We start from the raw sequence: 25,998 nt of genomic DNA, 5'->3' as shown, positions 1-25,998 counted from the left end.
AGATTTCGTTGGGGAGAACGGTCTGTGGGAGTTCAGGGAGACGAAGGCTGGCCTGAAGATAGACCTCATCAAGAAGGAAACCTGTTCTAGAGAACGCTGAAGAGACTGGGCAGCACGTCGCGTCCGGCTGGATCCTGGACATGACCGACAGTCATCCCCAACAAGCGCACGGCCCTGCCCTGCAGCAGTTCCGGCGTGAGCAGGTGCACGGCGATCCGGTACAGATCAGTCTCCAGAAAGACTGGAACGGGCAACGAGATTTGCCGGGACACGGACTCGAAGTTCGCAAATTTGACCTTCAGAACGACGGTTCGTCCGGCCAAGCTTTGGGATTCGAGCCTTTTCTGAAGCTTCTCGGCAATCATCCCGAGTTGCCCGTGCATCTGCTGCATCTCTCTGAGATCCTGATCGAAGGTTTCTTCGACGCCGACGCTCTTGCGCTCCCCGTTGGGATCCACGGGCCGATCATCTTGGCCCCGCGCCACCGCGTACATCTGGCGGCCCTGCACGCCAAAGAGAGACACCAGTTCTTGCAGAGACACCGCTTGCAAGTCGGCTCCTGTCTTAACGCCCCGCTCTTCCAACCGCCGAGCAGTGACGGGGCCGATACCGTGGAACGCGCCGACGGGCAACCCCGCCACCAACGCTTCAACATCCTCGGGCAAGATCACGGTCAGGCCGTCCGGTTTGTTCATGCCGCTGCCCAACTTGCTCAGGAGTTTGTTGAAACTGACGCCGCAAGAGACCGTCAAGCCGCCTGTCCGTGCGTTGACCAGCCGTTTGATCTCGCGGGCGATCAGGGTGGCGCTGGGTGGGCCTTGCTTGGGTTCAGTCACGTCCAAGTAGGCTTCATCGAGACTCAGGGGTTCGACAAGATCCGTGAATTCGTAAAAGATCCCTTGCAGCACCCGGCTGGCTTCGCGGTAGACGTCCATACGTGGCTCGATGACGATGAGCCGAGGACAACGGGCCAAAGCGGTGCGGAGCGGCAAGGCGCTGTGGACGCCAAACTGCCGGGCTTCATACGTCGCGGTGGTGACCACGCTGCGGGGGCCGTGATAGGCCACGGCGACGGGTTTGCCACGCAGATGAGGCTGATCCCTCAGTTCCACGCTGGCGTAAAAAGCGTCGGCATCCACGTGCACGATCTTGCGCATCACTCAGGTCAGTCTACGGGGTGTGACAGGCCAGCACTCAGACGGTTTGCGAGATGGGCAAGAGGGTTGGCGAAGCCTCTAGCAACCCTGTCCGTCCTTCTCTGAATCAAGCCCTGCGAGATCATTCTGAGGCAGGCCGTCCCCGGCGACTGGCCCGCCACGCCGCCCACGCCCCGGTAGACCACAGCGCCCAAGCCACCAGCAACGGTTGAAAGCAGAGCCGGATCAGCCGGGATTGGTCGGTATTCAGGCCAAAGGCATCTGTTCGGGTCAGGTACTGCGAAATATTGCCCGGAAACACGGCGACGAAAAAGGCGGCGACCACTGCGCCTAGGGGGAGTCGCTGCCGGGGCAACACGGTCAGCGCCGCACCGAGAGCGAGTTCAACGACGCCGGAGGCCACCACCACGAAGTCTGGGTCAAGTGGGAGCCACGTCGGCACCTGCGCCTGAAAGTCTTGACGCAAGGTGGTGAGGTGCCCAGTGCCAGCCAGCAGCAACACGCCGCCGAGTAGCAACCGGGCGGCATGGTGAACCCAAGTGATGCGCGCAGAGGGGGACGTTGACATAAAAACTCCTTGAGGAAACACAGCGGTGAACCGACAGGCAGACAAAGCCGACCGTCAGAGTAGAGGGTTTCAGACGATTGAGGGCGGCCTGTCTTCAGAGCCTCACCGAACTAAGAACGGCTGTTGCCGATCCTGCTGGCTGGTGCCCTTGGGCTGGCCCCAACTGGCTGGCCAGCAGCGACATCATCGAGACTCCGCTCCGTTCCGTAACACGGAGCCCGTACTCTTTCCCACCCGCTCTGCTCGGAGTTCAAACTCCTCTATCGGGCGTTCAACCGGAATCAGTATCACTTCCCAAAGTGCGGTTGTTTGGGCAGGGTCAAGCTGAAGGTCGCGCCCTGATTGAGCCGGGCCGTGGCCGTCACCTGCCCCCCATGCCGGGTCACGATCCGCCGCACATTGGCCAGTCCTACCCCGGTGCCCTCAAATTCGTCTTGGCGGCGCAGTCGCTGGAACAGCCCGAAGAGCTTGTCCGCATACTGGGGGTCAAAACCTACCCTGTTGTCCTCCACGAAGACGCCCCACTCCTCCGGGCGTTCTTCGGCCCACACGCGGAGTTGGCTCACCTCACGGGTGCGGGCGTGCTTCAGGGCACTGGACAACAGATTGATCATGACTTGCCGCAGCGTATCCGGGTCACCGACCACCAAGGGCAGCGGCGCAAGCTGCCAGTCCACCTGCCGGTTGAACAGGTCTGTTTCAAGCTCGGTAGCCACGCTTTTCACCAACGCGCCTAGATCGACCACACTCGCGCGCAGGAGCATGCTGGAGGTGCGGGATAGATCCAGCATCGCGTCGATCAAGGTGTTCATGCGTCCTGCCGCCTCTTCGATCACCTTCAGGTAGCGCTCCGACTGCTCGTTCAGTTGGTCTTGAAGCGATTTGCGTAGCAGGGTATTGAAGCCGAGGATGTGCCGAACCGGCGTGCGGAGGTCATGCGAGACGGTGTACGAGAAGGCTCCGAGTTCCTCATTGGCCGCGCCCAAACGCTGCTGCTCTTCAGCCAGTCGGGCCACACCCTGCGCGCCTTCGAGCGCCAGTCCTAGGCTCCGCATCACCGTGTCCAACACCGCGCGGTCGGTGGGCGTCCATTGATGGGGATGGAAGACGACGACGGCCACCACCCCTTGAGGCTCCCCTTTGACCAGGAGCGGCAGGGTGGCGGTGGCCTCCACATGGGCGACGTGCTCAGGCTCCAGTTGATCGAGGGTCTTGTCGTCTTCATTCTGGTAAAGCGGCGTCCGGGTCGTCCACGGGCGCGGCAAGTTGTGCGTGGTCTGATACGGCAAACCCTGATCGATCACAGCTTGCAGCGCAGCATTCCGCAGGTCACCGGTTTGCACTTTCAGACGCCAGAGCGGCCCCTCCGGCTCGTAATACAGCACGAATCCTTCCGGCAATAGGGACAGCATGATCTCCTGTGCCCGCCGAATCAGGGTCAGCGGATCAGCATGCAGGGTGAGGTCATGCATCAGCTCCACAAACGCTTCGAGTGCCCGGTTGCGGCTTTCCAGCTCTTCTTGATGTTGCTGGACTTGGCGCTCGGCCTGCACGCGGCCGGTCGTCTCGATCACGGTCACGAGGACGCCCCCAACCTTGCCGTTGTCCTCCCAGACGGGGCTGTAACTCAAGGTGAAGAAGGCGTCTTCGTCCTGCCCCTGCCTGTGAATGGTGAAGGGCTGATCCGTAAATTCGAAGCTCTCGCCGCCCTGAAGTACACCCTCATAAATGGGGGCATTGAAGTCCCACACCTCGGGCCAGCACTCGCGGGTGGGTTGCCCCAGACCGGCAGGATGCTTGCGGCCCATGATGACTTGGTAGGCGTCGTTGTAGATCTGCACCAACTCAGGCCCCCACAGCACGATCACGGCAAAGGGATTGGCCAAGAGGAGGTTGGTGATGGCGGTGAGACTGCCCGGCCACTGGACGTGGGGGCCAAGGGGCGTCGACGACCAGTCGAACTCGCGCACGCGGGCGAGCATGGTGCGCTCCGGGGAGTGAGCTGGAGAGGAGTCAGGCAGCAGAGTCTCAGACAGGGCCGCAGAAGGTCGTTCATTTCGCCTCTGAGGTCACGCTACACTGGTGCAAGCAGATCTTCCTTGCGGTCTTATGTAACGTCAACAGCAGAAGGCGGCAGGAAAGATGTTCAGGTTTGGGATTGACCCTGCTCCAAGACGCACTTGACTTGGCTCGCCCTCTGGAGCCAGTTACGGCGGGTCAAATGGCAGTTTCCTAACTTCCAAGTGCAGCCCGCCTTGACCCGGCTTGAGCGGGGGGTCATAGAGCCAAGTTAGAGCCTCCAAGCGATCTGTTATTCACTGCACTGAATGACGCATGAGCTGTCTGGGATGCAGCGAAACGGGTGTCAGTGCATAGTCTTGACCGTGAGCGTATTCCACGCTATCTTTGAGACATCAAAGGCGATCCTCCGGGGTCGCCTTTCTTCTGTTGAAGTTCAACTCTCTTGATCAGAAACATTCTTGGCGACGCCAACGTCAATTAAAGACAGCGCTCACTCCGTGTTCCCCGCTTCCAGTGCCCCTCAACATGATCTTTAGGTCATGGCGGCCCAGCGCTGTTCCGCCCTAAGCTAAAGAGTATGTCCCTTCCTTCCGGCACGCCTGAGCGGCTCTCGCTGAATGAGCGCCTGCAAGACGTGACCCATGCCCTGGCCGCGTCCACGACCGTTCACGGCGTCTTTGAGATCCTGCTCACCTCGGCGCTGGAAACGGTAGACGCCACGACCGGAGCCGTCTTGTTGGTCACCCCGGAAGGCGACCGACTGGAACTGGCCCAGAGTCGCGGCTACAGCCCAGATGTGCCCACCATCTGGAAGGACGGGCCACTGGACGGCAGCGTCCCGGCTGGAGAAGCCCTGCTTGATCAGACGGCCTTGTTCTTCGAGCATCAAGACGCGCTGATGCTGGCCTACCCTGACCTTGAGGAACGGGTCGGAGCCCCACCCCCGGTCGCCACGGCGGTGCTGCCCATGTTCGAGAGCCACAAGTCTCTGGGACTCATCGTGCTGGATTTCACGGAGCCGCACCACTTCACACAGGAAGAACGCTTTTTCCTGCGGACCCTGAGTACCCAGTGCGGCATCGCTCTAGGCCGCGCCCGTCTGATGTCAGAGTTGCAGCAGCAGGTCGAAGAGCGTACCCAACAGGTATACCGGGAAGCCCGCGCCCAAGAAGCCTTCATCGCGTTTACCGAGGCCGTCGGCACCGAAACGGAAGTGACGCTGTTGGCGCAGCACAGCGTCGCCGTACTGGATCAACGCTTTCCGGGCAGCACCGCGGCCTACTACGAACGCGAAGCTGGACGCTGGAAGCTGCGGGTACACAGTGAGAATCTGGGCGAGAGTCCAGAGCTGCTTGAGCAGTTGCGGGCCGGTCTGCCTTTGGAAACTCCCGTGTTCGCTGCGGTACTTCAGACCCAAGCGCCCGTCTTTGTGAACGCTTGGAACCCGCAGCAGGAGCGAGTGGAACACACCGAGATGTACCACACTGTCGCCACCTATCCGTATGTGCGGCAAGGCGAAGTGCAGGCGGTGCTGGGGATCGGTCTCAAAGATCAGGGCCACTGGACGCCCAGTGACCGCGCCCTGTTTTTGGCCGTCTGCCGGGGGCTGAGTTTGGCCCTCGACCGGGCGGAGCAGGTGGAGCAGGTGCAACTTCAAAAAGCAGCGGTGCAAAACCGCAACCGGGCACTGGAGGCGTTCGCGCAGCTCTCGCAAGAGTTCGTGTTCGAAACCGAGCGCTTCCCGCTGGTGCGCCGGGCCCAAGACATCGTGCTGACCCTGTTGCCGCCCGGTTACGCGGTGTACTACGAACTGGAAGGTGACGTGTGGCGCTGCCACTCTCAAGTCGGAGACCTCGGCAACGAGGCACTCCAAGCCTTGGTAAATGCCGGCTTTCCAAAGGAGGTTCCCACCCTCCGCCAGCCGTTCGAGACGGGTCAACCGCTGTATCAGGACGTCTACGCGCAGGGCAGCGATACAGACGCCGAGGTGGTCAAGCACATCCAAGCGGTGGTCTCGCTGCCCCTGCAAGTGGCGGGAACCACGGTGGGCATCTTTCTGATTGCTCTGTTTCACGAGCGGGCGTGGACGACCACCGACCGAGCGGTGTTGGAGACGACCATGCACAGCTTAGGCTTGGCGCTAGAACGCGCTGAGCATGCCCGTGAGCTGACCGTCCAACGCGATCTGCTGGAGGCCCGCACCCGCTTGCTGAGCGCGGCCAATGAGGAACTGGAAGCGTTTGCCTACTCGGTCTCACACGACCTGCGTACCCCCGTTCGTCACCTCACCAGTTTTGCCCAGCTGCTCCGCAAGACCTTGGGCGACCGACTGGATGAAAAGTCGGCGCGGTATCTGGGCGTCATGGATCAGGCCGCCACGCGCATGACGACCCTGATCGACGCCATCCTTGAACTGTCGCGCACGTCTCAACAACCGCTGCACCTGCGAGTAGTGGACTTGGGCGCAGTCGTGAGCGGTGTCCGGGAACTGTTTGAAGCCGAAGCCCTCGACCGTCAAGTGAAGTGGACGGTTGGCCCGGTGCCGCTGGTGATGGGTGACGTCGGGCTGCTGAGGCAGGTCATGGAAAACCTGTTCTCCAACGCCCTGAAGTACACCGCTCCACGGACACAGGCGCACATTGAGGTCTGGGCCGAAGAGGAAGAACCACACTGGCGCGTGTTCGTGCGGGACAACGGCGTGGGCTTCGATGCGGGCTATACCCACAAGTTGTTCGGGGTCTTTCAGCGCCTGCACCGCCAAGAAGAGTTCGAGGGGAGCGGCGTGGGGCTGGCCAACGTGCGCCGGGTCATCACGCGGCACGGAGGCACGGTCAGGGCAGAAGGGGTGCTGGATCAGGGTGCGACCTTTTCCTTCACGCTGCCCAAAGCGTAGGCGGGGAGCAGGCCCCGAGCTACCAAGCTCAAGCAGACTGCGCCTGTGTGGGAATGTGGCTTAAGCTCCGATCACCAATTATGACAACCCGGTGAGAGCTGAACTGGGGGCGGGAAGTACGATCAATTTCACCCGTCTTCAAAGTTCAGCGCGGCCCTGTGGCGCTATTGGGCGGCGTGTTCCTTACATGGAGCCGTCTCGCAGCCTAAGCTGATGTCCCATTGAACGAGATCGGTTCAGCATTTAGATTGAGACCCAGTAAACTGCATGGATGACCACTGCCGTCGCTGTCCCCACTGTCCTTGATCGACTCAAAGCCTTATCGCACGAGATCCGCTTCGATCTGGTGCGGTATTTGGCGGGCGGCGAACGCTGCGTGTGTGACCTCGAAGCGTTGCTGGGGCTGCCGCAATCTAAGGTCTCCTATCACTTGGGCATCCTGCGCGACGCCGATCTGGTGCGGGCCGAGCAGCGGGGTAAAAACATGTATTACATCCTGCGCCAAGAGCAACTCTTTGGGCTGGGCGGCGCTCTACTCACCGAAATTTTTGCCCAGCCTCCTCACTTGACGCATCAAAATAATTCGATATGCTAGGCAGGACATGACCCGCGTTCTGATTCTCTGCACCCACAATTCGGCCCGCTCGCAGATGGCTGAAGCCCTTACCCGTGACGCCGCGACGCGCTCGGGTCTCGATCTGGAAGTGCATTCCGCTGGCACCGAGGCCACCCGCGTCAAGGACGAGGCCAAGACGGTGATGGGGGAAATCGGCCTGAGTCTGGACGCGCACACCAGTAAAACATTGTGGGACGTGCCAGACGCGCAGAACTTCGATTACGTCATCACGGTCTGCGACTCTGCCGCCGAAGCCTGCCCGGTCTATCCCGGCACAACGAACCACCTGCATTACCCCTTTACCGATCCCAGCGGCGGCAGCCTCGATCGCTGGCGGGCCGTGCGCGATCAACTCAAGGTTCAATTTGATGCGTTTGTTCAGAACTTGAAAGACGGTCAACCGGTACCTGAGACCTACGAAAACAGTCCCGCCGTCGCGGTGGGCTAGGTGAGCGTTCCCTTAGCTCGCGCCCTCGCCGCCGAAGGCATCGGCACCTTTGCGCTGATTTTCTTCGGCCCCGGCGCGGCGGTGGTGCAGGCGCAAACCGGGGCACTGGGTCATGCAGGCGTGGCGCTCGTCTTCGGGTTGACTGTGGCGACGGTGATTGCGGCTTTGGCTCCCATCAGCGGCGCACACATCAATCCGGCGGCTACCTTTGCGCTGGTGCTGGCGGGCAAATTCCCGATCAGTCGCGCTCTGCCTTATGTGCTAGCCCAACTGATTGGCGCAACGCTGGCGGCTTTCCTGTTGCTGGCTCTCTTCGGCATAGAGGGCAATGTGGGCGTGACCGTGCCCGACGGAAGCGTGGGTCAGGCTTTTGCACTGGAAACGGTGCTGACGTTTTTCCTCTTGCTCGTCGCCTTGCGCTCCGGGTTGCCGTGGGTGGTGGGCGGTGTGGTGGCGCTCGAAGCCATGATGGGCGGCCCGATTACGGGGGCGAGTATGAATCCGGCCCGCAGTTTTGGCCCCGCACTCGCCAGCGGCATCTGGACGGCACATTGGCTGTACTGGGCGGCTCCGCTGCTGGGGGCGGCCCTTGCGGTGGCGGCCAATCACTTCCTGAGTCCCAGCGAACCCGTTAAAACCAAACCCCATCAGGCGCAGGAATTTGCGCCCACCAGAGAGACTCTGTAACCCAAACTGATGCTGCTACTCACCCCCTGTTCGCCGTGGTTGTGGGCAAGCTCACTCACGGCTTAGCGGCGTGTGGCTGGGCGCAGACGGCCCGCAGGTGAGGCCACCTGACCCATCCGCTGTCCCCGGAAGTGCAGGAGCCGCAGCGCATTGGCGGTCACGAGGGCCGTCGCGCCGGTGTCCGACAAGATGGCGGGCCACAGACCGGTGATGCCGAGCAGGGTGGTGACCAAGAAAATCGCCTTGAGGCCCACCGCGAAGATCACGTTTTGCTTGATGTTGGTCAGGGTGGCGCGGGAGAGCTGAACGAGTTCCACGACGCCCCCGACTTCCGCCCGCAGCAGGGCGGCGTCGGCCGTTTCCAGCGCCACGTCGGTGCCGCCGCCCATCGCAATGCCGACGTCACTGGCGGCCAGCGCCGGGGCGTCGTTGATGCCGTCGCCCACCATCGCCACAGACCCCTGCCGCTTGAGTTCTTCGATGACGCGCAGCTTGTCGGCGGGCAGCAATTCCGCCTGCACGTCCAGTCCGAGACTTTCCCCAATGGCCTGCCCGGTGCGGGCATTATCACCTGTCAGCATCAGGGGCCGAATGCCCAGTGCTTTGAGGGCGGCAACGGCTTCCCGCGCATCAGCACGAGGTTCGTCCCGCAGGGCCAGCAACCCCAGCACCCGTGCGCCGTCCATCAAGGCCACCACCGTCTTGCCCTGACCTTCCAAAAGTTGCGCCTTAGCCTCGACTTCAGCGGTCATGGCCCCCTGTGCTTGGGCATAGCGGGGAGAGCCGACAGCCAGAGTCCGGCCATCGACGGTCGCCAGCACCGCTTGGCCGGGCAGGGCGCGGGCGTCCTCTGCGGCGGGCAACGCCAAGCCTTGAGCATGACCCAAGATGGCCTTGGCGAGGGGGTGGCTGGAGCCTTGTTCCACGGCGGCGGCTTGGCGCAGCACCTCGCCTACACCGATGCCAAACGGCACGATGTCCGTCACTTGGGGCTTCCCCTGCGTCAGGGTGCCCGTCTTGTCGAACGCGATGGTCTTGACGCTGCCGATGGCTTCCAGCGCGGCCCCGCCCTTGATCAGCAGGCCGCGCCGCGCGCCCGCACTGACGGCGCTGGTGATGGCGGCAGGCACCGACAAGACGAGCGCGCAGGGGCAGCCGATCAGCAGCAGCGAAATGCCTTTGTACAGCCACTCGCTCCAACTGCCCCCGGCCAGCAAAGGAGGCAACACCGCCGTGAGACCCGCGATCAGCACCACGATGGGCGTATAGACCCGCGAAAAGCGGTCAATGAAGCGGGCCACAGGCGCTTTGTTGCTCTCGGCCTGCTCCACGAGGTGGATGATGCGGGCGATGGTGTTGTCGCTGGCGTCGGTGTCCACACGGACTTTCAGCACGCCGTCGGTATTGATGCTGCCCGCGTACACGGCGTCGCCCACCGTTTTGAACACGGGCACGCTCTCGCCCGTCACGGGGGAATCGTCGAGGCTGGACTGGCCTTCCAAGATGGTGCCGTCGGCGGGCACGCGGCCCCCCGGCTGAACTTGGACGAATTGGCCCACCTTCAGCGTGTCGGCAGGCACTTCAAAGATTTTGCCTTTCTTCAGAACCAGCGCCGTCTTGGGTGCGAGGGCGGCGAGCGCCTGAATGCCGCTGCGGGCGCGGCCCACCGCAATGCCTTCCAGCAGCTCACCAATGGCAAAGAAGAACACCACGACGGCGGCCTCGGCCCCTTCCCCGATCAGGAGCGCCCCCACGGCGGCGAGGCTGACCAGGGTGTTGATGCTGAAAGGATCGCCTGCACGGCCCGCAGCCCACGCCTTTTTCGCCAGCGGCCACGTCCCCAGCAAAGTGGCGGCCAAATACCCCCACGTCGCCAAGGCAGGCTCCACCAGACCGAACAGGAAGGCCAGCACCAACAGGGTGCCCGAGGTCAGGACCAACCGGCCCTGTTGGGTGGCGTACCAAGGTCTGGGCGTATGCACACTGTCTGAGCCGTCTCCGTTGAGCAGGCGCGGCTCATGACCCAGTGAGCGCAGGGTTTTTTCTAGGGCGGCGCGGGGCGTTTGGCTCTCGTCGAGGGTGAGCGTCAGGCTTTGCTTGGTCAGGTTGGTGCTGGCGTTGGCGGCTCCCGGCGTGCGTTCCAGCGCCCCCTCGATCTTGCGGACACAGGTGGGGCAGTCCATCCCTTCCACAAAGTAGTCCAGTCGCGTCAAGGCAGTGCCGGAAGCTGGGGCGGGAGCAGTCATAGGCAGACTATACCTGAGCAGATACTCAGATTTCTAGGTGGTGGCATCTCTCTAGGATCTGGCAAGATTCAGAGGAGAAGGCAGGCGGGAGCAACCGGCTAGGCCACCTGTCGGTGACATCCGACGTTGGAAACGTTGCTCGACAGACCCGAATCAACCCAAGCGGTGTGGGGCAGGACGCACGGAGCAGGCTTTTTGGAAGTCATACGAACTTGCTCTGATTCCGCCACAATCGGAAAAATGCTGCTTGCGGCCTCATACCACGTAGCCCGTACTCTTTCTTACTCACGAACAGTTCTCCCCGCCCGCTCCAGAAGACCGCAGCGCCCCAGCTTTGGCGTACTTATGCCCTAAGCACGACAAGACAGATGCGGCCCCTCCACTCCTCTCGCCAGCGATACTGAGGGCATGAGCACTGAGATTGATCTGGCGTGGAAGCGCATCGAAACTTGGTATGAAGCGCAGCTGCTGCCGATCTTCCGCCGCCAAGTTCGCCATGCCGCCCTCGCTGACCTGCTCCACCCCGGAGCCACCGAGCTGCAGATTGCTGAGGCGGAAACCCTCTTTGGCCGTCCCTTCCCCGCAGAATTCCGCGCTTCTCTACAGCGTCATGACGGCGCGGCGTTGTGGCCCGGCGGCGAGGGGTTGCCTCCTTTAGAAGAAGCGTGGACGTTGACCCAGTCGCGGCGGCACGCCCTCGGACTCTCCCCTACAGAGGAGCAGCCCTCCATTGACGGCGTGGAGCAGGTCTGGTGGCACAGCGCGTGGTGGAGCTTCGAGCGGGATGGCGGAGGAAACGGGACAGCGCTCGACCTTCAGCCCGCACCTGGCGGACAGCTCGGTCAGGTCATTGGCATCGATCATGAAACCGCTGACCGTCCCCTCCTGGCTACCGGAGTCGCGTCTTACCTGAACGACGTCGCCGATCTCTCGGAGGCTGGCTGGTATGTGGCTTCGGAAGGGTTGGCTGCACGGGACACGCTGGATGAAACACACCCGCTGTCCGCCGGAGATTTGGATACATGGCGCGCCAAACACGGTGAAACCTGACGGAGCACTTGACCCAAGCTCCAGCCCCACTCACCCACAATTAGGCTTTAAACAGCGGCGGCTCCGGCTTCAGCTACCGCGTGATCTTGCTCGCCTGAGCCGCCACTCACGCCGATGGCCCCGATCACTTGGCCGTCCCGCTTCAGCGGGATTCCGCCTGCAAAGATCATGATCCGCCCGTCATTCGAGGCGTGAATGCCGAAGAACTGCCCGCCCGACTGGCTCTCGCCCGCCAAATCTTTGGTGGCGATGTCGAAGGCCCGCGAGGTATAGGCTTTTTTGATGGAAATGTCGATGCTGCCGATCCACGCGCCGTCCATCCGCACGTGGGCGATCAGGTTTCCGCCGCTGTCGGCGACGGCAATGTTCATCGGCTGACCGATCTCGGCGGCTTTTTGTTCGGCGGCGTGAATGATTTTGCGGGCGTCGTCTAAGGTCAACATAGGACTCTCCTTGAGGGTGGTGCTGCGCTCAGCATACGCGGACAAGGCCCCAGAACCGATGTCCGAATGGGCTTGCCCCAAGCAACTGCCCGAGCAACGTGCGGCAGGCAAGGCGACCACTGCTGCCTGACGAAAGGAGGGTTCTGCTTTTGCACGCTCGGAACCGTCTGGGTGGGCTTGGCCTTCCTGTGGCTTTAGATTTCGTTCCTGTGAAGGGGAAAACGATGTTCGACGGAGTCTAACCACTTGAGGCGCTGATGCCGCAGGCTACCGAGGACTGTCCGTGTTCAGCCGCCCAGCGCTTGATTGGCCAAGTTTTTAAAGCGGAGCAGCTCTTTGCTGCCGGGATCGACACTCAATCCCCGCTGAGTCCACGTCAGGGTTTTTTGATGCTGCCCCGCCTGCGTCCAAGCTTCGAACGCCTCTTGGCGGTACACGTAATACGGCGTGGGTACTCCAATCTGAACAGCCCGGTCAAAATTGGCGGCGGCGGCCTGAAGATTGCCCAGTCTGAGATTGGCTTTGCCTAGGCCCCACCACGCAAAAGGATCGCTAGGCCGGGCCTTGACGTCCTCTTCGCCGTGCAGTTTGGCGTGCTGCCAGTTGGCCGTCACGTTCCAGTCGTTGCCGAGGATTCCCTGCACCAGCGCCGCCTTGGCCGCTGGGAAAGCCACCAAATATTCTCCGTTGTAGTAACGCCACAACTCGGTAAACTCAGCGGTCGTCAGGCTCAGGCTCGGCCCCCGCAGCGGATCGCTGACCAAGAACCGCCCCGCACTGTAGCCGTAGACCGTGCGGAAGTGGGCCACCGTACTGCCCGCCTGAAGGCGTTGCTGCACCACCACCGGCAGACCGCGGGACACCAGTTCCCGCACCACTTCGGCGTCCCCGGCATAGCGGATCACGCTCTGTAACCCGAACCGTCCCAGATACGCCGCCAGTTCAAGGCTGGTCACTTGAGGATCGTTGGGGCCGTCTTTCATCACCGCCGCTGCCTGTGCCTGAGTGACTGGACTTCCGTAGTAGCTCAGCAAGGTCAGGGCCGTGACGGGGGCGCAATTGTTGAGCCGCTGATACTCGTGGCGAATGTTCTTCAGGGTGGCGCTGGTGGGCGCAGCAAAAGCGGGAGAACCCGACAGGCACAGCGCCACCGGCCACCAACGGAAAGACGTCATGTCCTATCTTGCCGTACAGCCTCCCTTCAGCAGATAAGAGGGCCTCCCCGTGCTGTTGAGCAGGTCTTCAGGGATGCCCATATGCGCGGAGGCTGATGTCGCCAGCTCCGGCCTCACCGGGGGCTGAGCAGGCGCACCATCGCCGAGTACCCGCGCTGCCGGGCATGTTCCAGCGCCGTTTTTCCCGCTCCATCGGCAATATCGCGGTCAGCGCCGTGTTCCAGCAACACCCGCACGATCTCGGTGTGCGTTGTTCCACCGTCGCCCAACATCACTGCTTCCAACAAAGCTGTCCAGCCCAGATTATTTACATGATTGACGTTGACAGTCGTGGTCGTGAGGAGTTCGCGGACATACTCCAAGTGGCCCCGGTCGGCGGCAGGGATCAGCGCCGTGCCGCCAAAGCGGTTGGTGCGGGTCAAGTCCGGAGTGGCCCGCAAGATCACCCGCAGCATCGCCACACTGCCTGTCTCACCCGTGACGAGCAGGGCGTTGTTGCGCTCCTCATCCTGAGAATCCGGATTGGCCCCAGCCGCCACCAACAGGGCCGCGACAGCCACATGGTCGCCCAGTGCCGCCACCGTCAGCGCCGTGCGGCCCCTCGCGTCTTGGGCATCGGCACTGACGCCTGCTGCTAGGAAACGCTTCACCGCTTGAACGTCGCCCCGCTGTACAGCACGCAGCAATTCTGCCTGAAGGCGAGTGTTGCCGGTGACCGGAGTGGAGGCACTGACCCCCAGCACCAGCATCGCCAGCACAGGCAAGGGGAACCAACGTTTGAGGAAACTGAGATTCACAAGTCCACCTTCTGAGGAGGACGCAGTACTGGGGCCGCCCCTGCCATGATCTTACTGTTCTACTCCTGTCTTGAGAGCGGCGGGGGCGCACTGCCCGTCGGTCAGTCCAGTGGGTACGCCGCCCATGACCAATACGCCGCCCGAATGCAGTCGAAAAAGCTGCACGGTGATTGGAGGGGGCGCGGTGAGAAACTGAGAACAAGTCGCGGAGCGGAGCGAGAGGCAACAGAGACGGGAGGAGTGGCGCTCCCGTGCAGAGCTGTGCCAGTCATGGGCGTCCGTTTACGAAGAAGGCGGGAATCAGAGCAAGTCCGTATGAGAACACCGCGCGCGCTTTGTTCATTCTTTGCCGAGTCCGCTCAGGCCGCCGTCGCGGGCACCAGCGCTGGACGGCGCAACTGTACCCGGTTGAGCAGCAGGGCATTGACCGTCACGATCACCGTGCTGGCACTCATCAACAGCGCCGCCCATTCCGGCCGCAGCAAGATTCCGTAGTTGGGGTACAGGACTCCCGCCGCGAAGGGAATGGCGAGCACGTTGTACGCCGCCGCCCAGAATAGATTTTGTTTGATCTTCCCCCGAACGCGGCGGGCCAGGTCAATGCTGCTGGCCACATCGGCTGGATTGTTGCGCACCAGGATCACGTCAGCAGTCTCGACGGCGACGTCGGTTCCGGCCCCAATAGCCACCCCGATATCCGCTTGGGCCAAGGCTGGAGCATCGTTCACGCCGTCCCCCACCATGGCCACGTTCCGGCCCTGTGCTTTCAGGGTGATGATCTGCGCCGCCTTGTCCTCAGGCAAGACGTCCGCGATCACCACGTCAATCCCCAACTCCCGCGCCACCGCCTCGGCTGTCCGTCGGTTGTCGCCCGTGAGCATCACAGTTTGTACGCCCGCCGCATGGAGCAGCTGCACGGCTTGGCGGGCCGTGTCACGCACGGTATCGGCCACCGCCACCACACCCAACATTTGGCCCTTTATTGCCACGTACATGGCGGTCTTTCCATCCGAGGACAGCGCTTCCGCCCGCTCGGCCAGCGCACCCAGCGTCAGGCCTTCCCGCTCCATCAGTTTGCGGTTGCCCACCCACACCTGTTGACCGTCCACCGTGGCTACCACGCCATAGCCCGGAATGGAATCGAAGCTTTCCGGTGGCCGCACGTCCAAGCCTCGTTGCTTCGCCCCGGCCACGATGGCTTCGGCCAGAGGGTGCTGAGACGGCTGGTCTGCTCCAGCGGCCAACCGCAGCAAGTCGAGTTCATTCACGCCGTCTGCCGGAATCAGGTCAGTCAAGGCGGGTTTCCCGGCAGTCAGCGTGCCCGTCTTATCAAACACGACGGTATTGACGCTGGCCATCGCTTCCAGCGCCGAGGCATTCTTGAACAACACGCCTTCCCGCGCCCCCTTGCCCACCCCCACCGTGATCGCTGTGGGCGTCGCCAATGCCAATGCGTCAGGGCAAGCAATGACGATGGCCGACACCGCGGCCGTCAGCGCAAAGACGACACTTTCGCCCAGCAGTATCCACACCAAGAAGGCCAGCAAGCCGGAGCCTAAGGCCACGAAGACCAGATATTTCCCAGCCGTATCTGCTAGGCGCTGAGCGGGGGCTTTGCTGGCCTGAGCATTTTGAACCAGTTGCACGATGCGTGACAGGGCCGTGTTACTCCCGACGGCGGTGGCGCGGAAGGTAAAAGCCCCATTTTGATTCACGGTGCCGCCGGTCACTCTCACCCCTGCGTTTTTCACGACAGGAATGGGTTCTCCGGTGATCATGCTCTCGTCGACGTAACTCTCGCCCCGAATCACTTCCCCATCGACGGGCACACGGTCGCCGGGACGAACCGTCAGTTCGTCGCCCACCAGCACTTGATCCAGCGGAACTTCGGTTTCTTGTCCGGCACGCAGGACGCGGGCAGTGGCCGGGGTGAGCTTCAGCAGCGCCTCCACGGCCCGCCCGGTCGCGAACCGGGAGCGCATCTCCAGCCAGTGCCCCAGCAAAGAAAGTGAGGTCAGCATCGCGGCGGCCTCGAAGAAGACTTCTCCTCCGCCCAAGAAGAGCGTGACCACCACCGAGAACAACCAGGACACCAAAATGCCGGTGGCGATCAGGGTCATCATGTTGGCCTCAGCGCGTTTCAGGGCACGCCACGCCGCCGAAATAAACGGCCAGCCGCCCCACCACACGACGGGCGTGGCCAAGATCAATCCGAACCAAGCCATCGACAGGCCGAAGGGGGGCATGGCCGTGAACCCGAAAATCTCTCCAATCGGGGAGAACAAGACCACGGGAAGAGTCAGCAGCAAACTCAAGAGAAAGCGCCGCAGCAGATCGGTGGCCATCTCGGCCCCGTGTCCGGCGTGTTCGTCATGGTTCATGAGGGCGTCGCCGTGTCCACTGTGACCCGCAGCAGCGTGGCCTGAAGCGGGGGCAGGCGCAGAGGCCGTCGACCCTCCGTGTCCACCTTGACTGTGCGGATGGTGGGTTTCGGATAACTCGTGGCCCACACGGGGATGGCCCGGCTGAGCCGCAGAGGGGGCGCAATCGGTGCAGGCGCAGGCATAGCCAGCCGCATGGAGCCGGTCTCGCAAGACGCTTTCCGTCACCACTGTCGGCAGGTAGCCGAGGTGAGCGACGCCGCGGGTGCGGTCGAGGTGCACACTCTCAACGCCCTCCAGTCGAGCAAGGTGACCTTCTAGATCGGCAAATTCAGACGCGTCGTAGCAGTTTTTAAACGACACCTCCAGCACTCTGGAGGACACTGGGCTGGGTGAGGTCTGGCCATGATGGGTCTGGTGGTCTTGCATGGTCTTCTCCCGTTCGTGCAGGCTTGAGATTGGTACTTGAAGAGAGATCTGGCTCTGCGTTTCAGCGCCACCTTAGGCTGGGGTCATCCGTGCGGTTCGAGTTGAGAGCCGTGGGCTGATCTTGGCCCTCTGGAGAAGTCGACGGGAGGAGAGAGCATCCGCGCATAGCAGTAACCCCCCGAGGGGGATACACAGCTTATGTGGAAACAGGGCGGTCAAACCAAGCGAAGCCGCTCAAAGAAGCCGGGAGATCAATCGCACTACAGACGAAATACGCCACTCCGAACGCTTGAGAGACCAACAAGTGCAGGTCATTCATTGGCAAGCCATCACCACTCCCGCTCTCGGTATCTTAGACCCTCCGGGGGAGGATTTCAATAAGCGGCAAAAAGAGGGACGCCAACCGCGCTGCCCTCTAACGGCGAACGCTGCATCAGGTGATGCCAAATTGCGAGACTGCGCGAGAATCATCCGACTCGCAGAGCTGCCCAGCAGAGTAGAGCGAGTGGCAAGAAGGACGGGAGGAGTGGCGTGGTCAACCGCGTCCGTTGACGACGAAGGCTGGCGGTAATGGACGACCCTATCAGTGCTGTTGCGATAGGGTCGGGAATCGGAGCAACTCCGTATGACTCCGCCTGCGAACGTGTTCCTGTGAACCGTTTTCGGTGTGGCAGTGCGGGCATCAGACTGGATTTGAAATTCAGCAGGGAGTTGAAGGTGAAGTGACGCCGCTCAGGATTGTCGACCACATCGGGTTCACTTGGCTGCCAGTGTGCAGAGAAATGCACGGGAGCCATGTGGTTGATCCAATTTCAACGTCAAGGGCAAGCTTGCCAGTGCGGCATGATGCGAATTCCGACTGAAGGCGCGACCGTTTGGCGCTTTTATCCGACTTGCGAAACCCTGAATGGGAGAGGAGGGCGGAATGAAGCGGAGTTCGTATGACTTCAACACTTTGCTGGGCCACTTATCCTCAGGCAGCCTTCCCAAGATTGTCACCCGTTCAATCTGACCGCTCGTTGACACAGGGCGCAGAAGCCGCGTTCCTCCAGAGAACGGAAGCACGTTCGTTCGACTGATGCCCCAAAACAAAATAGGGCAGCATCACTGCCACCCCACGCAAACGTTGCCCTCAACTCATATGGACTTGCTCCGATTCTCCAACATCAGTAAAAGCAATGAATGTTCAGCAAACGCCGCCCGCCCTCGTCGTGAACGGACGCCACTCTTCTCGTCCTTACTGCCTCTCGTTCCGCTCTGCTTCGCAGCTTCACAAATCGAATGGTTCTGGCAACTCATCTCCGGTCTAAATCAGGTGTATTTGAGGGCTTCCATCAGTTCCTCGATGATCTCGGTGCCGTCGCCACGTTCATGCGCGGTCGCCACATGGGCTTCCAAGTGCCCGCGCAAAACCACCTCACCCGCGCCGGACAACGCCCCCTGCACGGCCTTAATCTGCCGCAGCACATCGACGCAGTACACGTCTGGGTTTTCCAGCATGGTCACGATGCTGTCGAGATGACCACGGGCGATCTTGAGCCGCCGGGCCGCCCGCTTCCGTGAGTCTTCGGGCATACAGAGGTGGGGGTGCGCTGGGGGCGACGTGTCCGGAGTGGACGCTTCGGCCTGCTTGCGCCGGGGGGTTGGGGCTTTAGTCACTACTGTGACTGCCGAACCTGCGCGCCGTACCCTTCTTCGGTCACGGCGGCCAGCAGGGCCGAGAGGTCTGCTTGACCTTCGACCGTAGCTTGCCCAGTAGCCAAGTCGACCTGAACGGCCTGAACGCCGGGAACGCTCTGGAGGGCTTTGGTGACGGCGGTCTGGCAGTGCCCGCAGGTCATGCCGCTGATGTTCAGTTCCGTATTCATATCCGAATCTTATACCCTGCCCAGGAGGGTGTCAAGATAACTTATACGTTCACAGAGCCTACCAAAGTATAAAAAGGTCATTTGGGCTGCATTTTATGCGTGACACCTGCGCTTGATCTCTGCCGAGATTCGTCCTATGCTTTCTCTAAACCCCTCAGGGGGGATTTGGAGGCAACGATGATCAAAACACTGGAACTTGGGGTGCAGGGCATGACCTGCGCCAGTTGCGTCGGCCGGGTCGAGCGCGGCCTGAAAAAAGTAGAAGGGGTCGATGAGGTGACAGTCAATCTGGCGACCGAACGCGCCTCCGTGACCTATGATCCCGCCCTGACCACGCCGCAACTGCTGCTCGACAAGGTCAAAGACGTCGGCTACGAACCCGTCACCAGTACCCTTGAACTGGGGGTACAGGGCATGACCTGTGCCAACTGCGTGAGCCGCGTGGAGCGGGCGCTGAAGAAGGTCGACGGCGTGCTGGACGCCAGCGTCAACCTCGCCACTGAACGGGCCACCGTGCAGTACCTGCCGTCTGCGGTCAGTCCCGGTCAACTCAAAGCGGCGGTGCGGGAGAGCGGCTACGCGGTGCTGGAAACGGCCGCCGGGGAAACCCGAGGCGACGCGGAACGGGAAGCCAAAGAGAGGGAAGTGCAGGAACTGAGGCGCTCGGTGCTGTTCAGCGCCCTGTTTGCCGTCCCGCTGCTGCTGATCGCCATGCTGCCAATGCTGTGGATGCCCGCCGAAATGTGGTTGATGGAGCGCTTGGGAGCAGCCATGAACTGGATCATGCTGGCGCTCGCAGTTCCCGTGCAGTTCGGCCCCGGACGCCGCTTTTACCGTCAGGGCTGGGCGGCGCTGCGGCACCGCTCGCCGGATATGAACACGCTGGTCATGATCGGCACCAGCGCAGCATTTTTTTACAGTCTGGCAGTGACGCTGATGCCGCAGATTTTTCCGGAAGGCACAGCGCACGTCTATTACGAAGCGTCGGCGGTCGTCATCACCCTGATTTTGCTGGGCAAGTACTTCGAGGCCATCGCCAAAGGCCGCAGCAGCGAAGCGATGAAAAAGCTCCTCGGCCTGCAGGTCAAGACCGCCCGTGTGGTTCGGGGCGGGACGGAGCTGGAACTGCCCACCGATGAGGTGCTGGTCGGAGACCTGATCGCGGTGCGGCCCGGTGAAAAAGTCCCGGTGGACGGCGAGGTCACGGGCGGCAGCAGTTACGTGGATGAGAGCATGATTACTGGCGAACCTGTGCCCGTGCAAAAGCAGGCGGGCGCGGCGGTGGTGGGCGGCACCATCAATCAAACTGGGGCCTTTCAGTTCCGGGCCACCAAGATCGGTGCAGACACCGCGCTGGCGCAGATCATCAAACTCGTGGAGAGCGCTCAGGGCAGCAAGCCGCCCATTCAGGGACTGGCGGATCAGGTCGTGGCGGTGTTCGTCCCCATCGTGCTGGGCATCGCCGCGCTGACGTTCTTGGGCTGGATGCTGTTCGGCGGCCCACAGGCGCTCAGCTACGCGCTGGTGAACACGGTGGCGGTACTGATTATCGCCTGTCCCTGCGCGATGGGGCTGGCGACCCCTGTCAGCGTGATGGTGGGCACGGGCAAGGCCGCTGAACTCGGTGTGCTGTTCAGAAACGGCGCGGCGCTGGAAGGCCTCCAGCGGGTGCAGGTCGTGGCGCTGGACAAAACCGGCACGCTGACGGAAGGCCGTCCAGCCTTGACCGATTTCGTGTTGACGCCGGGATCCAAACGTGCAGAGGTGCTGTCTCTGGTGGCTTCGGCGGAGGAGCAGAGTGAGCATCCCATCGCCCGCGCCATCGTGGCAGCGGCCCAGCAGGAGGGCGCGGTGCTGCGCCAGCCCGAACGCTTCGAGGCCGTGCCTGGATTTGGCCTCGAAGCGGCTGTGCAGGGCCGTCTGATTCAGGTGGGTGCAGACCGCTATATGACGCAGCTCGGCCTAGACGTGACCCGTTTTGAAGCACAGGCAGCCCAGCTGGGGGATGAAGGCAAGAGTCCCTTGTACGCGGCCATTGATGGCCAGCTGGCCGCCATTTTGGCGGTGGCGGATCCGATTAAAGCCGGCAGCTTCGACGCGGTCCGTGCGCTGCACGCTCAGGGGCTGAAGGTGGCGATGATCACGGGAGACAACCGGCGCACGGCCCACGCGATTGCCCAGCAGCTCGGCATCGACACGGTGCTGGCCGAGGTTTTGCCCAGCGGCAAGAGCGACGCCGTGAAAGAATTGCAGGCCAGTGGACAACGGGTGGCGTTCGTCGGGGACGGCATCAACGACGCGCCCGCACTGGCGGTTTCGGATGTGGGCCTCGCCATCGGCACAGGAACGGATGTGGCTGTCGAGACCGCCGACGTGATCTTGATGAGCGGTGACCTGCGCGGCGTCCCGAACGCCGTGGCCCTCAGCCGCGCCACCCTGAAGAACATTCGCCTCAACCTCTTCTGGGCCTTCGCCTACAACATCGTGCTGATTCCGGTCGCGGCGGGAGCCTTGTTCCACGCGCTCGGCTGGCTGCTCAGCCCGGTCTTGGCGGCGGCAGCAATGGGCTTTTCCAGCGTGTTCGTGCTCAGCAACGCCCTGCGCCTGCGCCGCTTCAAGCCCCCGGTCAAGCCCGGCCCAGCCAGCCCCCTACCCCACCTGCTTGCCGCACCTCCCGTGAAAGGAAACCTGATCTGACCAAACTGACGGTCGGTCCCTGGGTTGCGGCCCAGAAACTTCCTAGCAAAGACCTTGCGCTAGACCGTCTCGCGTTTCTGGAACGGAGCCGAACCCGCGCCACCACGCCCACGGTGGCGGGACTCCCGCTGATCGGCATGGGCGGCTCCTGCGGCAAACCCTGCTTCGCGCTGCCCTATACCCTGATCTGGACAGACGCCAACACGCGGGCGCTGGAGCAACTGGCGCCCGCGTTCGGCTGCTTCGTGGAGTACGGCGTGTATCCGCACCTCAAGCTGCACGACGGCGGTCAGGAAGTCGCGGCCGTGCAGGACTGGACGACGTGTGCCACCGTCTACTTGCGGCCAGGGTATCGACAGGCCGAAGAACTCCTCACGCGCCTTTTGGAGACGCTCCGGCCCCCAGTGCAGGGGTAGGTCGGAAGCCGTGGTCTAGAACCCTGAGATGGGGGCGAACGTGGCCCGGCTGAATTATCCACTGCGGTGTCTATAGGGCACGCCCCCACCAATAGAAATGCGCTGTAGTGGGCAGATCAGTGTGCAGAAGCTGGATTTTCTGGCTCCATTTCCTTGGCTGGACGCAAACCTTATCGGTACACGCAGGCTTAAAGGGTCACTGAATCTGACCCTAAGGCCATCTCTGCAGTTTTTCAATGCTCCTTGAGATCACTCCAAGGATTGCTGTGGTGGTCTTCCCGCACAGTGTAGGCGTTCAAACATTCGGACGAAGTCTGCGATGTTGAGGAGACCACTATGAACATCAAGACTGCTCTACTGCTCGGCACATTGGTTCTCGCTAGCCCCGCGTTGGCACAGGACACCACGGACACCACCGCGACCGATACGGCCACCACTACGACCGACAACAACAATGACGACGGATTCAATTGGGGCTGGCTCGGCCTCTTGGGCCTCGCAGGTCTGGCAGGCCTACGGCGGGAGCCGGAGCGCGAACGCATCGTTACGCCTACCACTGCCCAGCGCTAAGCCTTAGTCCCCGGAAGCCCGGCCCGGCAATGGGTTGGGCTTTCGTGTTGCTCGCAGGACGACTTTGACGCTGAATTGTCCATGCGGCGAGGGAGCATCACAGCCGTGTCCTGCCCTTATGTTTCTGGTGCTGCGGCCTTTCGGTGAGCAGCACCCTTTTTTTCCAGACACAGCCCGGCGAACTACAACAGTCACCACCGAGTTCGGCGTGCATCAAGGCTTGTCTTCTGGCGTCAGATGAAGTTCAGGGCCGTGCGTGACTGCTCTGTTGGCCGCAAGGCCGAGTGAGGTAATGGGTCTGTAACATCTGCGCGAGATGCTTGGCCTCAGGAGGCCGCTATGCTTGTAAAGAGTGCGCTTGTACAGAGTGCGATGCACCACCAATTCGTCGCCATCAATGCCCAGCAAACCCTGCCCGAAGCCGTCGTCTTGCTTCAAACCCTTGGGGTTCGGCGCTTGCTGGTCTTACAGGAAGGACGCTTGGTGGGACTTTTAACGGATGGTCAGGTCAAACGCGCGTTGTCGGAACTCGGAACGCTGCACAGTGCGTGGGATTTCGCGTATCAGATCGGCAGCGTGAAGGTGCAGGCCCTGATGCATTCGGAGGTGGTGACGGCCCGTCCCGGAGACGATCTGAACCGGGCCATCCAGACGATGCTCGACCGGCATGTGGGCGGATTGCCTGTGGTGGACGGCAACGGCAGCGTTCTGGGCCTCTTGAGTCTCACCGATGTCTTGCGGGCGGTGGTCGCGCATCCCCGGCCGGGCCTAGGCACCGTGCGTCATCACATGTCGGCGGAAGCGGTCACGGTGCTTCCTGAACTGCCTTTGGCGGAAGCGGCGGCCCGCTTGGTCATCACCCGGCTCCGCGTCTTGCCGGTGGTACGGGATCAGGTCTTGTTGGGCGTGCTGCATGAGCAAGATATTCGCGCCCTGATGGTTCGTCCTGCCGAAGCACACGGACCCACCGTGATGGAAGACCACTTTTACTTGGAAGGCAAGACGGTCGCGGACTTGATGACGCCGCCCACCGCCGAGGTTTCAGGAGAGGCGCTGCTCGTCGACGCGCTGGAAGCCATGTTGGCCGCGGATGTCCACGGGTTGCCGGTGGTGGGGCACGGCCACAAACTGCTGGGGGTCATTACGGTGCGCGACATCCTCGGAGCGCTGGTTGCCCAAGACGTTTACCCGGTTCAACCAGCCTGAAGTACTGCCCGGAGTGGTGGTAGGGGCCAACCGGAGCGCCGTCCGATCCGGGATTAGAAGGAGTCCCGGACATGTGTCGTTGCCCTCTCCAGTTGTGGGAGAAGGGCGCTGTGAAACAGCCGGGTGGCTCGCAGAGCGCAAGGAGCAGAGGGGGCCACCGGGCAAGCGTTCCCACTTCACGTCAAGGATTCAGTCTAATCTCGTATCTGAAATGGACTTGGCTTTTTATTCCAAGCGTCTCTCCGGAAGCTAAAGCGAGGGGAACCTGCGCTGGCTAGGTTCAGTTTCTGGACGAATTTCAGCGCCATCGGCCTCGGAGCCCAACTTCGGAATCAGGTGCTTGGTGCAGGGCGCGTGCGTGCCAATCTTGTGAGGACAGATCAGGTCGCCTGCCTTGAGACGCTCGGCTAGGGTCACCGTTTCCAGCATGGGCGTATCGCTGAGGTCGTCCCGCAAAAATTTGATGAAGCGCCGGTAGTGTTCGACCGCCGAGTAATGGCTTTCCACATTCGCCAGACAAGTCATCAGGTCCTGATGGTAGTTTTCGCCGATAAGCGGGTCGGTGCTGAGCGCCTGCGCCAAATGCCCGATGGCTAGGCCGCACTGTGAGGCTACGCAGTGCTGCATCGCCCGTTCCAAAGCGGCGCGGACATAGGTGGCCTTGTGCTGCTCTCTGGCCGTGATGGCCCATTCGGCGCGGTGATCGGGCAAATACTCCCCCCGATAGGCCATGACAGCCTGCTGAAGGGCGGCCTGCCTAGGTTCAGCGCCCTGAACATGTTCGGCGGCACTCAGTGTGTGTACGTCGCTGGCGGCCAGCACCTCGGGACTGAGCCGGTAGCGCTCGCGTTCGCCAATGACGCTGCCGATGTCGCCCAAGGCGGCGCGTAGGCGGTGCAGCGCCACCCGGAACCGGGCACTCACCACAGGGCTGGCCTCATCGTCGTCCGGCCAGAGGGCCAAAGCAATGTCGTGGCGGCCACGCCCTTCGGGGAAAGAGAGCAGAAAGAACAGCAGGTTGCGGGCGCTGGCGGCCTGCCAGACGACGTCTTGTCCTGAAATGGTGACGCGCACTTGTCCAAAGGTACGAATATCAAGGTCGTGCATAGGCCCTCCAAAAACGCCGAACAACGGGCACGCTCAGCTCTGTTCCGTGCTGAGCCAAGTGGCCCGGCAACGTGTGGTTGTACCTGCCGTGTGAACCGGAGCGGCCCACCCTGAACCGGAGCTGGCGTAAGCTTCTCAAGCGGGTCAAGAAGTCGTCTCAGTGTTGCACCATCCGGTCAGTTTTTGGCTCACGGCATCCTGAACATCGCGGAAATGGCCCTTGCCGAGCTGGGCCGAGCAAACAGGTAGCCCTGACCCCGGTGACACCCGAGGTCACGCAGGAGGTCAAGTTCTGCCCGCGTTTCGATGCCTTCTGCAACCGTCAGGAGTTGCAAGCCTTCTGCGAGGCCCATAATTGCTTTGACGATCAAGTAGTTGGCCGAGGTTTCACTCAACCCTGTGACAAACGACCGGTCAACTTTAAGAATGTTGATGGGCAGGCGGGCCAAATAACTGAGGCTGGAGTATCCCGTTCCAAAATCATCGATGGCGATGGACAGTCCCAGAGCGCGTAACCGCTTCATTTGAACCGCAGAGGTTTCCGGCGTACTCATGACGACCCGCTCGGTGAGTTCCAGTTCCAAGAGGCCCGCCGGAAAACCAGTCGTTTCTAAGCACCGGGCCACCGTCTCTTCAAAGTCAGGGTTCTCGAACTGTACCGCAGAGACATTGACCGCTATCCGCACAGGGGGAAAGCCTTCTTGCAACCACCTCACGCCCTGAAGACACGCTGTTCGGAGAACCCATTCGCCGATCTCCAGAATCAACCCGGTTTCTTCTGCGACGGGAATGAACTGATGGGGGGGAATCCGTCCTAGACGGGGGTGGTACCAGCGCAGCAGGGCCTCTACCCCGATGAGCCATTGATCGTCCAGCCTCACCAACGGCTGATAGTACACCTCAAATTGGTTGAGCGCCAGAGCCGTCCTGAGCGCGTTCGCCAACTCGAACCGCTCGTGGCTGCGGCGATTGAACTCCCGTTCGAACACGGCGAATCCCGTTTTCCGGCTTTTGGCCCGGTACATCGCCAGATCTGCTGTCAGTTGCAGTGACTCGGCATCGTTGCCCCCTTCCGGAATCACGCTGATGCCCACCGAGGCCATCATGTACAGTTCGCGGTTGCCCACCAGAAACCGCGTGGCCAGCGTCCCGACGAACACTTTGGCGGGTTGTGTTGCCTTAACGCGATCGGAGTAGGGTGACCGTCCGTGAACGATGCCAA

At 61.9% G+C, this 25,998-nt stretch carries 21 protein-coding genes; 9 read left to right on the top strand and 12 right to left on the bottom strand.

Annotation, left to right across the window (positions count from 1 at the left end; translation table 11 throughout):
• Nucleotides 1-86: 86 nt before the first annotated feature.
• The 3 genes from dinB to E7T06_RS13025 form a co-directional block, all read right to left on the bottom strand.
• Entirely contained in the window at nt 87-1,157 is a 1,071-nt protein-coding gene (gene dinB / locus E7T06_RS13035) for a DNA polymerase IV (protein WP_136366220.1), read from the bottom strand.
• A 121-nt stretch (nt 1,158-1,278) separates the two neighbouring features.
• Complete coding sequence (locus E7T06_RS13030) at nt 1,279-1,725, bottom strand: DoxX family membrane protein (protein ID WP_136366219.1); 447 nt, start codon at nt 1,723-1,725, stop codon at nt 1,279-1,281.
• Between the two features lie 287 nt (nt 1,726-2,012).
• Entirely contained in the window at nt 2,013-3,707 is a 1,695-nt protein-coding gene (locus E7T06_RS13025; protein ID WP_136366218.1) for an ATP-binding protein, read from the bottom strand.
• 617 nt (nt 3,708-4,324) lie between these two features.
• On the opposite strand from E7T06_RS13025, the gene E7T06_RS13020 reads away from it, so the two are divergent.
• The 4 genes from E7T06_RS13020 (at nt 4,325) to E7T06_RS13005 (ending at nt 8,391) form a co-directional block, all read left to right on the top strand.
• A complete protein-coding gene (locus tag E7T06_RS13020) occupies nt 4,325-6,640 on the top strand; it encodes a GAF domain-containing protein (protein ID WP_136366217.1) in 2,316 nt (771 codons plus the stop codon).
• 271 nt (nt 6,641-6,911) lie between these two features.
• Complete coding sequence (locus E7T06_RS13015) at nt 6,912-7,235, top strand: metalloregulator ArsR/SmtB family transcription factor (RefSeq protein WP_136366216.1); 324 nt, start codon at nt 6,912-6,914, stop codon at nt 7,233-7,235.
• Between the two features lie 7 nt (nt 7,236-7,242).
• The gene (locus E7T06_RS13010; protein WP_136366215.1) at nt 7,243-7,704 is read left to right on the top strand and encodes an arsenate reductase ArsC; all 462 of its coding nucleotides are present in this window, start codon (nt 7,243-7,245) and stop codon (nt 7,702-7,704) included.
• Nucleotides 7,705-8,391, top strand: a complete 687-nt coding sequence (locus tag E7T06_RS13005; protein WP_136366214.1) for an aquaporin — start codon at nt 7,705-7,707, stop codon at nt 8,389-8,391.
• A 62-nt stretch (nt 8,392-8,453) separates the two neighbouring features.
• On the opposite strand, the gene E7T06_RS13000 is transcribed toward E7T06_RS13005, so the two are convergent.
• A complete protein-coding gene (locus E7T06_RS13000; protein ID WP_136366213.1) occupies nt 8,454-10,637 on the bottom strand; it encodes a heavy metal translocating P-type ATPase in 2,184 nt (727 codons plus the stop codon).
• Nucleotides 10,638-11,045: 408 nt separating this feature from the next.
• Between E7T06_RS13000 and E7T06_RS12995 the strand changes: the two genes are divergently transcribed.
• Nucleotides 11,046-11,687 carry an SMI1/KNR4 family protein gene (locus tag E7T06_RS12995; RefSeq protein WP_136366212.1) on the top strand — a complete coding sequence of 214 codons (642 nt, stop codon included), beginning with the start codon at nt 11,046-11,048 and terminating at the stop codon, nt 11,685-11,687.
• Between the two features lie 47 nt (nt 11,688-11,734).
• On the opposite strand, the gene E7T06_RS12990 is transcribed toward E7T06_RS12995, so the two are convergent.
• The 6 genes from E7T06_RS12990 to E7T06_RS12965 all read right to left on the bottom strand — a co-directional run bounded on the left by E7T06_RS12990 (nt 11,735) and on the right by E7T06_RS12965 (nt 18,780).
• The gene (locus tag E7T06_RS12990) at nt 11,735-12,130 is read right to left on the bottom strand and encodes a heme-binding protein (protein ID WP_136366211.1); all 396 of its coding nucleotides are present in this window, start codon (nt 12,128-12,130) and stop codon (nt 11,735-11,737) included.
• Nucleotides 12,131-12,417: 287 nt separating this feature from the next.
• Nucleotides 12,418-13,305, bottom strand: a complete 888-nt coding sequence (locus E7T06_RS12985; RefSeq protein ID WP_136366210.1) for a C39 family peptidase — start codon at nt 13,303-13,305, stop codon at nt 12,418-12,420.
• 113 nt (nt 13,306-13,418) lie between these two features.
• Complete coding sequence (locus E7T06_RS12980) at nt 13,419-14,102, bottom strand: ankyrin repeat domain-containing protein (RefSeq protein ID WP_240741049.1); 684 nt, start codon at nt 14,100-14,102, stop codon at nt 13,419-13,421.
• 359 nt (nt 14,103-14,461) lie between these two features.
• Nucleotides 14,462-16,912 carry a copper-translocating P-type ATPase gene (locus E7T06_RS12975; RefSeq protein WP_136366209.1) on the bottom strand — a complete coding sequence of 817 codons (2,451 nt, stop codon included), beginning with the start codon at nt 16,910-16,912 and terminating at the stop codon, nt 14,462-14,464.
• Between the two features lie 1,311 nt (nt 16,913-18,223).
• Complete coding sequence (locus E7T06_RS12970) at nt 18,224-18,487, bottom strand: metal-sensitive transcriptional regulator (protein ID WP_136366208.1); 264 nt, start codon at nt 18,485-18,487, stop codon at nt 18,224-18,226.
• A gap of 83 nt (nt 18,488-18,570) precedes the next feature.
• The gene (locus tag E7T06_RS12965) at nt 18,571-18,780 is read right to left on the bottom strand and encodes a heavy-metal-associated domain-containing protein (RefSeq protein ID WP_136366207.1); all 210 of its coding nucleotides are present in this window, start codon (nt 18,778-18,780) and stop codon (nt 18,571-18,573) included.
• Nucleotides 18,781-18,957: 177 nt separating this feature from the next.
• Here E7T06_RS12965 and E7T06_RS12960 point away from each other — a divergent pair, with 177 nt between their 5' ends.
• From E7T06_RS12960 to E7T06_RS12945, 4 genes are all read left to right on the top strand, one after another.
• Nucleotides 18,958-21,477, top strand: a complete 2,520-nt coding sequence (locus E7T06_RS12960; RefSeq protein WP_136366206.1) for a heavy metal translocating P-type ATPase — start codon at nt 18,958-18,960, stop codon at nt 21,475-21,477.
• Complete coding sequence (locus tag E7T06_RS12955) at nt 21,474-21,893, top strand: hypothetical protein (RefSeq protein ID WP_136366205.1); 420 nt, start codon at nt 21,474-21,476, stop codon at nt 21,891-21,893. The genes E7T06_RS12960 and E7T06_RS12955 overlap by 4 nt, the downstream gene beginning before the upstream one ends.
• A gap of 336 nt (nt 21,894-22,229) precedes the next feature.
• Nucleotides 22,230-22,463, top strand: a complete 234-nt coding sequence (locus E7T06_RS12950) for a WGxxGxxG family protein (RefSeq protein WP_136366204.1) — start codon at nt 22,230-22,232, stop codon at nt 22,461-22,463.
• 339 nt (nt 22,464-22,802) lie between these two features.
• Nucleotides 22,803-23,669 carry a CBS domain-containing protein gene (locus E7T06_RS12945; RefSeq protein ID WP_136366203.1) on the top strand — a complete coding sequence of 289 codons (867 nt, stop codon included), beginning with the start codon at nt 22,803-22,805 and terminating at the stop codon, nt 23,667-23,669.
• A 249-nt stretch (nt 23,670-23,918) separates the two neighbouring features.
• Here the strand turns inward: E7T06_RS12945 and E7T06_RS12940 are convergent, their stop codons facing one another.
• On the bottom strand, nt 23,919-24,776 hold the full coding sequence (locus E7T06_RS12940; protein ID WP_136366202.1) for a BTAD domain-containing putative transcriptional regulator: 858 nt from the start codon (nt 24,774-24,776) through the stop codon (nt 23,919-23,921).
• A gap of 188 nt (nt 24,777-24,964) precedes the next feature.
• Nucleotides 24,965-25,998 (bottom strand): GGDEF domain-containing phosphodiesterase (locus E7T06_RS12935; RefSeq protein ID WP_136366201.1); only part of this gene is annotated, 1,034 nt, incomplete at its 5' end.

This window comes from Deinococcus sp. Arct2-2 (assembly GCF_004801315.1).
In the GTDB taxonomy this organism is placed as follows: domain Bacteria; phylum Deinococcota; class Deinococci; order Deinococcales; family Deinococcaceae; genus Deinococcus.
The sequence above is the reverse complement of the archived record's forward strand: the minus strand, read 5'-3'. Positions and strand labels throughout refer to the sequence as shown.